At 73.8% G+C, this 12,482-nt stretch carries 10 protein-coding genes; 8 read left to right on the top strand and 2 right to left on the bottom strand.

Translation table 11 applies throughout. The features are described 5' to 3' along the window. The first annotated feature begins 31 nt into the window (after positions 1-31). The 8 genes from ACA514_RS20470 (at position 32) to ACA514_RS20435 (ending at position 7,776) form a co-directional block, all read left to right on the top strand. Positions 32-793, top strand: coding sequence for a cell division protein FtsQ/DivIB (locus ACA514_RS20470; RefSeq protein ID WP_375042781.1), 762 nt, complete (start codon positions 32-34; stop codon positions 791-793). A gap of 497 nt (positions 794-1,290) precedes the next feature. Then, complete coding sequence (ftsZ, locus tag ACA514_RS20465) at positions 1,291-2,802, top strand: cell division protein FtsZ (RefSeq protein WP_375042780.1); 1,512 nt, start codon at positions 1,291-1,293, stop codon at positions 2,800-2,802. Next, positions 2,799-3,545, top strand: coding sequence for a peptidoglycan editing factor PgeF (gene pgeF, locus ACA514_RS20460; RefSeq protein ID WP_375042779.1), 747 nt, complete (start codon positions 2,799-2,801; stop codon positions 3,543-3,545). The genes ftsZ and pgeF overlap by 4 nt, the downstream gene beginning before the upstream one ends. After that, entirely contained in the window at positions 3,542-4,273 is a 732-nt protein-coding gene (locus tag ACA514_RS20455; protein WP_375042778.1) for a YggS family pyridoxal phosphate-dependent enzyme, read from the top strand. Before pgeF ends, ACA514_RS20455 begins: the two co-directional genes overlap by 4 nt. Positions 4,274-4,375: 102 nt before the next feature. Continuing rightward, complete coding sequence (locus ACA514_RS20450) at positions 4,376-4,912, top strand: cell division protein SepF (protein WP_375042777.1); 537 nt, start codon at positions 4,376-4,378, stop codon at positions 4,910-4,912. Positions 4,913-4,933: 21 nt separating this feature from the next. Beyond that, on the top strand, positions 4,934-5,218 hold the full coding sequence (locus ACA514_RS20445; RefSeq protein WP_375042776.1) for a YggT family protein: 285 nt from the start codon (positions 4,934-4,936) through the stop codon (positions 5,216-5,218). A 49-nt stretch (positions 5,219-5,267) separates the two neighbouring features. Next, complete coding sequence (locus ACA514_RS20440) at positions 5,268-6,218, top strand: DivIVA domain-containing protein (protein ID WP_375042775.1); 951 nt, start codon at positions 5,268-5,270, stop codon at positions 6,216-6,218. Positions 6,219-6,357: 139 nt separating this feature from the next. Next, a complete protein-coding gene (locus ACA514_RS20435) occupies positions 6,358-7,776 on the top strand; it encodes a hypothetical protein (RefSeq protein ID WP_375042774.1) in 1,419 nt (472 codons plus the stop codon). Positions 7,777-8,059: 283 nt separating this feature from the next. On the opposite strand, the gene ACA514_RS20430 is transcribed toward ACA514_RS20435, so the two are convergent. Continuing rightward, on the bottom strand, positions 8,060-8,842 hold the full coding sequence (locus ACA514_RS20430) for a DUF1707 domain-containing protein (RefSeq protein WP_375042773.1): 783 nt from the start codon (positions 8,840-8,842) through the stop codon (positions 8,060-8,062). Between the two features lie 138 nt (positions 8,843-8,980). After that, the gene (gene ileS / locus ACA514_RS20425; RefSeq protein ID WP_375042772.1) at positions 8,981-12,160 is read right to left on the bottom strand and encodes an isoleucine--tRNA ligase; all 3,180 of its coding nucleotides are present in this window, start codon (positions 12,158-12,160) and stop codon (positions 8,981-8,983) included. Positions 12,161-12,482: the final 322 nt, after the last annotated feature.

Below are 12,482 nucleotides of genomic sequence, written 5' to 3'. Positions count from 1 at the left end.
CCCGCGCGCCGATCACTGTCAAGCTGGGGTCATGACCGAGGCGCGGACGGACCAACGGGAGACCGGGCTCGAGGACCCGGCGGCCGGACCGGAGACCGCCGCGGCGCGGACCCGCCCGGGCCGCTGGAAAGTGATCTTCGTCGCTCTCCTGCTGGTCGCCGTGCTGGGCGCCGTCGGCTGGGTGCTGCTGGGGTCGAAGCTGCTGGTGGTGCGGCACGTGGAGGTGAGCGGCGCCGCGCTGGCGCCGCGCGACCGGATCGCCGCCGCCGCCGGGATCCGGCTCGGCGTCCCGATGGCCCGGCTGGACACCGGCGAGATCCGGGCGCGGGTGGAGCGGCTCCGCGAGGTGGAGTCCGCCGAGGTCCGGCGGGACTGGCCCGCGACGGTCCGGATCGTCGTCCACGAGCGCGTCCCGGTGGCGACGCTGGAGCGCGGCGGACGCTACGAGCGCGTCGACCGGCACGGGGTGACCGTGGCGGACGGGGCGTCCCGCCCGGCGGGGCTCCCGGAGCTCGCCGTCGCCTCGGCCGGCCCGTCCGATCCGGCGACGCTCGCGGCCCTCAAGGTGCTGACCGGCCTGCCCGAACCGTTGCGCGGCCGGGTCACGCAGGTCGAGGCGGCCGACCCGGAGTCGGTGAAGCTGCACCTCAGGGGCGGCCCGACGGTGACGTGGGGGCCGGCGGAGCGCGCCGGCGAGAAGATCAGGCTACTGGAGTCCCTGGAGCGCACCGCGGCCGGACGGTCTTTGCACAGCGTCGACGTCAGCTCGCCGGAGGTCCTCATCACTCGGTGAGGCAGGCGGTGTGGCCCCCGGGCGACCGCTCGGGAAAGCGCCGGGGGAGCACCGGGCCGGCGGGCGAATGTCAAGCCGTTCGAGTCCGGTGCGTGTGTCGGGGCGATTCCGGGCGGCCGATGGGGCACGCTGGAACGGTCGGCCGGAGTTCGGCCGGCCTGGACGGACCGGAGGGCGGGCGGCGGTGCACTGAGCGGCAGGCGGCGGACACGTCCGTCGCCAACCAGGGCAAACCCGTGCCCAGTGCGACACGCCGGTGGAGTTCGGGGGAGGTTAGTTGACCCTGGCGGTAAGGCCGCCCTACTGTCCGTATCAGTCCTCAGGTTGACATAACTGTAAGCCTCAAGTTGAGGGTGAGGGTTGAGGGTGGCTCGGATCGGCGATCGGTTCCGCCCCCGGCTCGCGCCGGAAATGCACACAGGTCAGGAAACTCCGCGGCGGACGGTCGGCAGACCGGACCGGCGGGTCGGATAGAGCGAGCGGAAAGGCCCCTCGTCGTGGCAGCACCGCAGAACTACCTCGCGGTCATCAAGGTCGTCGGCATCGGCGGCGGCGGCGTCAACGCCGTCAACCGGATGATCGAGGAGGGACTCAAGGGCGTCGAGTTCATCGCGATCAACACGGACGCCCAGGCGCTGCTGATGAGTGACGCCGACGTGAAGCTGGACGTGGGCCGCGAGCTCACCCGGGGCCTCGGCGCCGGGGCGAACCCGGACGTCGGCCGCAAGGCCGCCGAGGACCACCGGGAGGAGATCGAGGAGGTCCTCAAGGGCGCCGACATGGTCTTCGTCACCGCCGGCGAGGGCGGCGGCACCGGCACCGGCGGCGCGCCGGTGGTCGCCAACATCGCCCGCTCGCTCGGCGCCCTGACGATCGGCGTGGTCACCCGCCCGTTCAGCTTCGAGGGCAAGCGCCGCGCCATGCAGGCCGAGGCGGGCATCGAGACGCTGCGCGACGAGGTCGACACCCTCATCGTGATCCCCAACGACCGGCTGCTGTCGATCTCCGACCGGCAGGTCAGCGTGCTGGACGCGTTCAAGGCCGCCGACCAGGTGCTCCTGTCCGGTGTCCAGGGCATCACCGACCTGATCACCACGCCGGGCCTGATCAACCTCGACTTCGCCGACGTCAAGTCCGTGATGTCCGGCGCCGGCTCGGCGCTGATGGGCATCGGCTCGGCGCGCGGCGACGACCGCAGCGTGGCCGCCGCCGAGATGGCGATCTCCAGCCCGCTGCTGGAGGCCAGCATCGACGGCGCGCACGGCGTGCTGCTGTCCATCTCCGGCGGCTCCGACCTCGGCCTGTTCGAGATCAACGAGGCGGCGCAGCTGGTCTCGAACGCGGCCGCCCCGGACGCCAACATCATCTTCGGCGCGGTCATCGACGACGCGCTCGGCGACGAGGTGCGGGTCACCGTGATCGCCGCCGGCTTCGACGAGGGGCGGCCCGCCAAGCCGGCCCCCGAGCCGGAGGCCAAGCGGGTCGCGCCGCCGCCCCGCCCGGTGCCGCCGCCCGCCGCGCCGCCGGCGCCGGCCAACCCGATCCCGAGCCGGGTCGGGCGCTCCGACGGCGCCCCCCAGCAGTCCGCGCCGGCGCAGTCGGTCGCGCAGGCCGCCGCCGCGCAGCAGGGCCAGCAGGCGCAGCCCCTCGCGGCGCCGGTCCCGGCGCCCGCGCCGCGGTCCGAGGCCGACCGGCCCGCCGGGTCGGCCGGCGACGACCGCGCCGCCGGCCGGGGCGGATCGCCTCCCGGCGAGCAGACCCGCGGCGAGCCGGCCCGCGCCGAGCAGCAGCCGGCGTCCCAGCAGGCGCCGCAGCCCGGCGACCGCGACCAGGGCTCCGGCGAGTCCGGCTCGCGCGCCCCCGCGCCCCGCCCGTCCGCCGACGGGTCCCCGTCCCGGGTGCACGCCGGCGAGAACGACCGCGGTCCCGCCCCCACCGGGCAGCGCTCGTCGCGCCGGGTGGTGTTCGAGGAGGACGACGACCTCGACGTGCCCGACTTCCTGAAGTGATCACCACCGTCGCCCTGGGCGACGGCGTCGGCGCCGCCTTCACCGGGCGCCCCGGCGGCGTGAGCACGGCCCCCTACGACTCCCTCAACCTCGGCGGCGCCGTCGGCGACGACCCGGCCGCCGTCACCGCCAACCGGCGGCGCGCCGCCGCCGCCCTCGGCGTCGAGCCCGGCCGCACCGTCTGGATGCGGCAGGTGCACGGCGCCGACACCGCGTTCGTCACCGCCCCCGGCGACCACGGCCCCGTCGACGCGGTCCTCACCACCGTCCCCGGCCTGGTCCTGGCGGTCCTGGTCGCCGACTGCGCTCCCGTCCTGCTGGCCGACCCCGCCGCCGGCGTCGCCGGCGCCGCCCACTCCGGCCGCCCCGGCACCGCCGCCGGCGTCGTCCCCGCGCTGGTGAAGGCGATGTGCGAGCGCGGCGCCGACCCCGCCCGGATCCGCGCCGCGATCGGCCCCGCCGCCTGCGGCGGCTGCTACGAGGTGCCCGCGGAGATGCGCGACGAGGTCGCCGCCGTGGTGCCCGCCGCGTACGCGACGACGTCCGAGGGCACCCCCGGCCTCGACATCCGCGCCGGCATCGCCGCCCAGCTCGCCGCGAGCGGCGTGGACGACGTCCGCGTCGACCCCCGCTGCACCATCGAGACCTCCACCCTGTTCTCCTACCGCCGCGACGGCCGCACCGGCCGCTTCGCCGGGTTCGTCTGGCTCCACGACGACGACCGCCCGCGCGGTGACGCGTGACCGCCGGCGAGCCGAGCGGCGGCCCGGGCCCGGACGAGCGGCGCGCGGAACTGGCCGAGGCGCTGGCGCGGGTCCGCGGCCGGATCGCCGCCGCCTGCGCCGCCGCCGGGCGCGACCCGGCGGAGCTCACCCTGATCGCGGTGACCAAGACCTTCCCCGCCTCCGACGTGCGGCTGCTGGCCGGACTCGGTCTCACCGAGGTCGGCGAGAACCGCGACCAGGAGGCGCGGCCGAAGGCGGCCGAGTGCGCCGACCTGCCGCTCACCTGGCACTTCGTCGGCCGGCTGCAGACCAACAAGGCCCGCGCCGTCGCCGGGTACGCCGATGTCGTCCACTCCGTCGACCGGTCCCGGCTGGTCGCCGCGCTGTCGGACGCCGCCGCCCGGGCCGGCCGGACGCTGCGCTGCCTCGTCCAGGTCTCGCTGGAGGAGGCCGAGCACCGCGGCGGCGCGGCCCCGGCCGAGGTCCCGGGCCTCGCCGACGAGATCGCGGCGGCCGAGGCGCTGGAGCTCGGCGGGGTGATGGCCGTCGCGCCGCTCGGCGCCGACCCGCTGCCCGCCTTCGAGCGGCTCGCGGTGGTCGCGGGGGAGATGCGGCGGAACCATCCGCATGCCCGGGTCGTCTCAGCGGGCATGAGCGGTGATCTGGAGCAGGCGATCGCGTGCGGCGCGACACACCTGCGGATCGGTACGGCGTTGCTCGGCGGCCGACGGGCAATCGTCAGGTAATGTCCCGGGAGTGGTACCTGCCGGAACGCGGGCCACGTAGACGGATCGGTCCAGCGGCGCCGGAGGCGCCGGGTGCCGCGGCCACAGGACACGGAGGGGCGTATGGCCAGCGCGATGCGCAAGATGGCGGTCTACCTCGGCCTGGTGGAGGACGACCGCTACGACGAGAAGTACGGCGACGAGTACGACTACGAGCCCTACGACGACGAGACCGACCCCGGTCAGGGGCGGCGCCGCGAGGACGAATCCGGCGGTCAGCATACCCGAGCCGAAGAGCCCGCGGACCGGGATCGCGATCATCACGCCGTGTCACCGCCGGAGCGACGCTCCGTGGCGCTCTACGAGTCCGGTACCACCGACCTTGCGCGCATCACTACGCTGCACCCTAGGACCTACAACGAGGCGAGGACCATCGGGGAGCACTTCCGTGAGGGCACACCGGTGATCATGAATCTGACCGAGATGGTCGACAGCGACGCCAAGCGTCTGGTCGACTTCGCGGCGGGTCTCGTGTTCGGCCTGCACGGGAGCATCGAGCGTGTTACGAACAAGGTGTTCCTCCTCTCACCGGCCAACGTGGAGGTGACCGCGGAGGACAAGGCCCGGATGGCAGAACGAGGGTTCTTCAACCAAAGCTGACAGCCACATGCGAGAGTGTCCGTGAACATCGTTGGACAGGTGCTGACGTACCTCCTGTACATCTTCCTGCTGTTCCTGATCGGCAGGCTGATCCTGGAGGTGCTGCAGTCGTTCGCCAGGCAGTGGCGTCCCAGAGGGGTGGTGCTCGTGATCGCCGAGGCGACCTACACCGTCACCGATCCGCCGCTGAAGCTGCTGAGGCGTTTCATCCCTCCCATACGGCTGGGTAACGTGGCGCTGGACCTCAGTTTCACCTTCCTCATCCTTGTGGTCTGGGTCTTGATCATCTTCGTGCAGAGGCTCTGATCGGATACCGTCCTTTGGGACAGACTCCAAGCGCGCCAAGGAGACGAACATGCCGCTGACACCCGCCGATGTGCGGAACAAGCAGTTCAGTACCACCAGGCTGAGGCCGGGGTACGACGAGGAGGAGGTGGACGCCTTCCTCGACGAGGTCGAGGCCGAGCTCGACCGCCTCATCCAGGAGAACGAGGAGCTGCGGGCCAAGCTCGCCGAGTGCCTGCGCGGCAAGGTTCCCGCCATGGCCGCCCCCATCGTGGAGCCCAAGCCCGACGTTCAGAAGATCCCGGAGCCCCCTCGCCCGGAGCCGCAGCCGCAGCCCGAGCCGGAGCCCGTCCCCCTCGGCGGCCTCGGCATGGCGCCCGCGCCCACCGGCGAGGACAACATGGACACCGCCGCGCGCGTGCTCGCGCTGGCGCAGCAGACCGCCGACCAGGCGATCGCCGACGCCCGCCGGGAGGCCGACGAGACGCTCGGCCGCGCCCGCCGCGAGGCCGAGGAGATCCTCGGCAAGGCCCGCCGGCAGGCCGACCAGATCGTCAGCGAGGCCCGCTCCCGCGCCGAGGCCCTCGACCGCGACGCCCAGGAGCGGCACCGCCAGGTCATGGGCTCGCTCGTGCAGCAGCGCGAGGAGCTCGAGCGCGAGGTCGACAACCTGCGCGCCTTCGAACGCGAGTACCGCAGCCGCCTGAAGGTCTACCTGGAGGGCCAGCTGCGCGACCTGGAGGCCGGCAGCACCGAGACCGGCGCGTTCGCCGCCGTCCCCGGCGCGGCGCCGTCGGTGGCGCAGCCCCCCGGCCCGCAGCCGTCCGCGCCGCAGGCCGGGCCGCAGACGGGCCCGCAGAACGCGCTGCCGCACGGTGAGAACCGCAACGGCGGAGCCGGCTCCAACCCCGCCGGGCCGACCTTCCCCTCGCCCGCCGAGCACACCCAGCAGGTGCAGCACTCGGCGACCGGCGCGTTCCACTCCGGCGGTGGCGACAACCCGCCGCACGAGAGGCGCTGACCCGGGCACCGCAGGCGATAGTGTCGTTCCGATCGCCGCGCCGAGGATGGCATCGCCGCCGTCCCGGCGGCGTCGGCGTGACACCTGGGCCTGAAGGGCGGCCCGGAGCCGAGCGGTCCGAACGAGGGGGAGAGACCCTGTGATCATCCTGAGTGGCGTTCTCGTGGTGGCGGCGATCGCCCTGCTGGTTGCGGGAATCGTCGCCGGCAACGGAGACAGCGCCCAGGTCTTCGGCCTGGACGCGCTGGTGGTGATCTACATTTCGATCGCCGTCAGCATCGTCTCCGCGCTGTGCCTGGCCATCGGGGTGTTCCTGCGCCGCAAGGAGCTCTTCGGCACCGGGACTCCCGCCGCTCCGGCCAGGAAGGGCAGGAAGGCCAAGCGCCCGCGGCCGGCTCCGCCGGTCCCCGCGGCCAAGAGCACGCTGGGCGCCCCCGCGGCGCCCCGGCCCGCGCCGGACGCCCCCGCCCAGCCCGACGACGAGGTGGAGATCCCCGTCCAGCCCGTCGACGTGCCCGACGACGCGCTGGTGTTCGTCGTGCGCGGCCGCAAGCGCTACCACCTCGACACGTGCCGGCAGCTCGCCGGACGCGACACCGAGGAGCTCACCTACGCCGAGGCCATGGAGGAGGGGTTCAGCCCCTGCACCGCCTGCCTGCCCGACACCGCACTGGCGGCGCGCGCCGCGGCGTCGGGCCCCGGGTCACCCGGCCCCGGCAGGACGGTCGTGGACGGCCCCGACCTCACCAAGCCCGGCACGGACCGCTCCACCGCCGCTCCGGAGACCGGCCGGGCCGGCCTCGCCGGGCTGGCCAGGCCCGCGCCCGCCGGCCCGCACTCCTCGCCCACCCCGTTCGACCGCACCGCGGAGATCGCGCGCGGCCCGGAGCGGGACGAGCCGGAACACGGCCGCCCGGCCGGCGACCGCGAGAACCCGGCGGCCGGCCGCGTGCCGTCCGCCTGGTCGTCCTCGCCCGCCGACCCCGAGCCCGAGGACGCTCCCGCCCCCTTCCGGAGCCCCGCCGGGCCGACGCTGACGGACATCCCCGTCGCCGGCCCGGCGCCCGCGCGGGAACGGGCCGAGGAGCCCGCGGACGAGCCGTTCGAGACCGCCGCGGCCGGCCACGAACCAGAGGACGAGCCCGCGCGGGAACGCTCCGCCGAGGCCGCTTCCGCGCCGTCCCCCGACGTCACCGTCGACCTCGGGCCCGACCCGCTGAACCTGGGCGACGCGGTCGCCCCGCGTCCCCGCGACGCCGACGACGAGTCCGTCCCGGAACCGGCCCCGCCCGCCGAGTCCCCCCTCGACGAGACGCCCGCCGAGACGTCCGCCGACGAGGACGAGGACGAGCCGGAGGAGGCCGCCCCGGAGGGCGACGACGGCCCGCAGGTCCGCATCCTCAGCGGCACCAAGCGCTACCACCGCACCGACTGCGCCCTGATCGAGGACATCGGCGACGAGGCGGACGACCTGGAGTCGCTGTCGCGCGCCGACGCCAAGGCACGCGGCTGCACACCGTGCCTGGTCTGCCAACCCGACCGCGAACACGCGAGGTAGTTTGCATCGCCCTTGGCGTCAGGCGCTGGGGCGCCTTCCTTCGGCGGGCAATGCGGCGATCGCTGCATCGCTTCGACTCGCCCTGGGGGCTCGCTGCGCGATCGGATTCTCGCTTCGCTCGAATCCGGCTTCGCACGCGATCGCAACGCTGAGGTCGCCGGGGGCCGGGCTTAGGACGCGTGGGCCTCGCGGGTGCGCGTCGGCCGCCGTGCCCGGCTTCGGGTCGATGCGGGCGGGCTTCCCGCGCCGGGTGACTCCGGGATCTCCACTCGGCCGTATGGCTTCAGCGGTGGCGGCGGCGTTCGTCGCGTAGTTCGCGGAGGCGTTCGCGGCGCTCGTCCCGGCGGCGGTGCATGTCGGTGTGCCGCTCCAGGATGTGCTCGTGGCGCTCCTCGATCCGGTCCAGGTGCCGCCGGTGGCGTTCCCGGTGCCGGTCGCGCCGGGAGCGGCCCTCGCCGATCTCGCGGCGGCTCACGTTGATCCCGCCGAGGATGCTCATCCCGGTCAGCCTGATGACCGGCGCCTCGGGGTCGATGACGTCGTCGTCGGGCAGCTCGGTGCCGGCGAGCACGGAGGCGACCGAGCTCGTCACGCGGACGCCCGGCGGCACCGTGATCTCGACGCCGCCGAGCAGGCAGCTGATGTTGACGGTGACCTCGCCCTGGCTGAGGACGGCCTGCCGGAAGTCCAGCTCGACGCCGCCGAGCACGCAGGAGACGTTGGTGGTCGGCTCGACCAGCCAGCGCCCCTTGCGGGTGACGCCGCTGAAGATCGCCACCAGGTTGGCCGACTGGGAGGCGGGCGGCGGCAGCGGCGCCTGGTCCTTGTGGAGCCGGACCTTGGGGAGCGGCGCCTGCTCGGACGGCAGGTCGGCGAGGAGCGGTTCGAGGTCGGCGTAGGTCTTGGCCCGGTAGACGGCGTCGATGCGCTCGGCGTGCTCCTCCGGCGTGATGCGCCCCTCCGCGAGGGCCTCGCGCAGACGGTCGGCGACCTGGTCGCGGTCGGCGTCCGATGCGCGCATGCGCGCCGGGGAGTCGGGCTCGGAGGGCTGCTCGGGAAGGTTCACCCGACCATCATCGCAAACGCGGCATCCCGAACGCGATGTGTCGCGAGAAACCCGACCCGCCACTCGACAGGCCGTTTCGCGTGAGCGGGAAACGGCCTGTCGAGCGTGACGGGGGTTCCAGGGGGTCGCCCCCCTGGGCTACTGAGCCTTGCGGAGCCAGTAGCTGAGGCCGAGTTCGTCGTCCCGGCCGGCCTGCAGGCCGTCGGGGCGGCCTTCGGTGACGGAGGTGGCGAGGACCTCGGCGCCGACCTCGCCGCCGTGCGCGCGCAGCGCCTCGGCGAGGTCGTCGCCGGCGGCCTGCCACCACAGCTCGATCCGGTCGGTGACGTCCAGGCCGGCGGCCTTGCGGGCCTCCTGGACGAGCCGGACGGCCTCTCGGACGAGCCCGGCGCGGCGCAGTTCGGCGGTGACGGTGAGGTCGAGGGCGATGGTCTCGCCCGCGGCGCTCTCGACGGCCCAGCCGCTGTGCGGCCGCTCGGTGACGACGACGTCGCCGGGGGACAGGGCGACCGCGCCGACGCCCTCGGCGTCGACCTCGGCGGCGCCGGTGTCGCGCAGCGCGTGGACGAGCGCGGCCGGGTCGGCGGAGGTGACGGCCTTGGCGACCTTCGGGGTGTCCTTGGCGTACCGCTTGCCGAGCTCCCGGAAGTTCGGCTTGACCTCGTACTCGACGAGGTCGCCGCCGATGGAGGACAGCTCCTCGAACGCCTGGACGTTCAGCTCCTCGGCGATCTGCGCGCGCAGCTGCCCGGGCAGCGCCGTCCAGCCGGGGGCGCCGACGAGGGCGCGGCCGAGGGGCTGGCGGGTGCGGACGCCGCTGGCGGCGCGCGCGGACCGGCCGAGCTCCACCAGCCGCCGCACGAGGGCCATCTGGGCGGTGAGGTCGGCGTCGAGGAGGTCCTCGTTCACCGCGGGCCAGTCGGCGAGGTGCACCGACTCGGGGCCGTCCTCGGGCCGGATGACGTCCCACACGTGGTCGGTGATGAACGGGACCATCGGCGCCATCAGCCGGGTGAGGGTCTCCAGGCACTCGTAGAGCGTCGCGAACGCCGAGGCGCCCTCGGGCGTCTCGGGGCCCTCCCAGAAGCGGCGCCGGGACCGCCGGACGTACCAGTTGGACAGGTCGTCGACGAACTCGGCGAGGCGGCGGCCGGCGCGGGAGGTGTCGAACTGCTCGAGCGAGGCGTCCACCTCGCGGACGGTGCGGTGCAGTTCGGCGAGCGCCCAGCGGTCCAGCAGCGGGCGGTCGGCGGGCGCGGGCGCCTCGCCGAGCCGGTCCGGCGTCCAGGCCTTGCCCTGGGCCTGCGCGGCGTTCGCGTACAGGACGAAGAACGACGCCGTGTTCCAGTAGGTCAGCAGGACCTTCCGGACGATCTCCTCCAGCGCGGGGTCGCCGACCCGGCGGGACGCCCACGGCAGGCCGTTGGCGAGCATGAACCAGCGCACCGCGTCGGCGCCGTGCTGGTCCATCAGCGGGATGGGCCGCAGGACGTTCCCGAGGTGCTTGCTCATCTTGCGGCCGTCCTCGGCGAGGATGAGGCCGAGGCACAGGACGTTCTCGTAGGACGACCGGTCGAACACCAGCGTCCCGACCGCCATGAGGGAGTAGAACCAGCCGCGGGTCTGGTCCTGCGCCTCGCAGATGTACTGGGCGGGGTAGGTGTTCTCGAAGACGTCGTTGTTGCGGTGCGGTGCGCCCCACTGGGCGAAGGGCATGGAGCCGGAGTCGTACCAGGCGTCGATGACGTCGGGGACGCGGCGGGCCTCGGTGCCGCACTGCGGGCACGGGAACGCGACGTCGTCCACGTAGGGGCGGTGCGGGTCGAGGCCGGACATGTCGCTGCCGGCGAGCTCGCCCAGCTCCTTGAGGGAGCCGACGCAGGTGATGTGGTTCTCGTCGTCATCGCACACCCACAGCGGCAGGGGCGTGCCCCAGTAGCGGCTGCGGGACAGCGACCAGTCGACGTTGTTGCGCAGCCACTCGCCGTACCGGCCCGTCTTGACGGTCTCGGGGAACCAGTTCGTCTTCTCGTTCTCCTCGAGCAGCCGGTCCTTGATCTGGGTGGTGCGGATGTACCAGGCGGGGAGCGCGTAGTACAGGAGCGGCGTGTGGCAGCGCCAGCAGTGCGGGTAGCTGTGCTCGAAGTGGCCGCCGCGGTACAGCAGCCCGCGCGCGCGCAGGTCGTCGGTGAGCGGCTCGTCGGCGTCCTTGAAGAACTTGTTCCCGACGAGCGGCACCTCGCGCAGGAACCGGCCGTCCGGGCCGATCGGGTTGACGATCGGCATGCCGTAGTTCTTGCAGACGGTCATGTCGTCCGCGCCGAACGCGGGCGCCTGGTGGACGAGCCCGGTGCCGTCCTCGACGGTCACGTAGTCGCCCAGCACGACGTAGTGCGCGTCGGGGATGTCGACCAGCTCGAACGGCCGCTTGTAGGCGGTGCGCTCCAGCTCGCGGCCCTGGTAGGTCGCGAGGCGCTCGGCGCCCTCACCGAGGACCTGGTCCACGAGCGGCTCCGCCACCACGAGGATCTCGTCCGACCCGGCGGGACGGGCGGCGACGTAGGTGACGTCCGGGTGGACGGCCACGGCGGTGTTGGACACCAGCGTCCACGGCGTCGTCGTCCAGATCAGCAGCGCGGCGCCCATGTCGGCGAGCGGGCCCGACGTGACGGGCATCCGCACGTACACCGACGGGCTCGACACCGTCTCGTACCCGCCGGGCTGCCCCAGCTCGTGGTCGGACAGGCCGGTGCCGCAGCGCGGGCAGTACGGGGTGATGCGGAAGTCGCGGAACAGCAGGCCCTTGTCGAAGACCTGCTTCAGCGACCACCACACGGCCTCGACGTAGTCGGGGTCCATGGTCCGGTACGCCTGGTCGGTGTTGACCCAGTAGCCCATGCGCTCGGTCATCTCTTCGAACGCGTCCACATGGCGCAGGACCGATTCGCGGCAGCGGTCGTTGAACTCCGCGACGCCGTACTCCTCGATGTCCTTCTTGCCGGTGAGGCCGAGCTCCTTCTCCACGGCGACCTCGACGGGCAGGCCGTGGCAGTCCCAGCCGGCCTTGCGGGGGACGTGGTAGCCCTTCATCGTCTTGAAGCGCGGGAAGATGTCCTTGAACACGCGGGCCTCGACGTGGTGGACGCCGGGCATGCCGTTCGCGGTGGGCGGGCCCTCGTAGAAGACCCAGGGGGTCCCGGACGCGGTGCGCTCCAGGGACCGCTCGAAGACCTTGCGCTCCTGCCAGCGGCGCAGCATGTCCCGCTCCATGGCGGGCAGATCGACCTGCGCGGGCAGCGGCCGGAAACTACGACTCACTGGGGCGGACCTCCGGATCGACGTGTGACTCGTGCACGTGGACCGGAGGGACGAGCCGCCTGCCCGGACCGGCCGAGCGAGGACCCGCGGTACCACCCTCCTTGACCGCGCCGCCCGGCGTTCCGGACGTTCGCGATCCGCTTCGTTTCGAGTCTCGGCTGCCGGGTCTACTGGGCCCGCGGGCGGGGGACGCCCGGGACGGTTCTTCCGGCGGCTCCGGGGTGATCAGACCGCCGGGCTCGCCCCCGGGCTCGCACCGTCCCCGGGTCGCTCATGGCTGCGTGCGGCGGCAGGTGTCCCCTTCACGGCCTGCCGACAAGAC

It is taken from the genome of Actinomadura sp. NTSP31 (assembly GCF_041951385.1).
Classification (GTDB): Bacteria; Actinomycetota; Actinomycetes; order Streptosporangiales; family Streptosporangiaceae; genus Spirillospora; species Spirillospora napierensis.
Note: the sequence above shows the minus strand (reverse complement) of the source record. Positions and strands in the feature narration are given on the sequence as shown.

Coding starts and splice junctions, on each gene's coding strand:
- ACA514_RS20450 (WP_375042777.1), top strand. CDS start 4,376: ATGGCCAGCGCGATGCGCAAGATGGCGGTCTACCTCGGCCTGGTGGAG.
- ACA514_RS20440 (WP_375042775.1), top strand. CDS start 5,268: ATGCCGCTGACACCCGCCGATGTGCGGAACAAGCAGTTCAGTACCACC.
- ACA514_RS20470 (WP_375042781.1), top strand. CDS start 32: ATGACCGAGGCGCGGACGGACCAACGGGAGACCGGGCTCGAGGACCCG.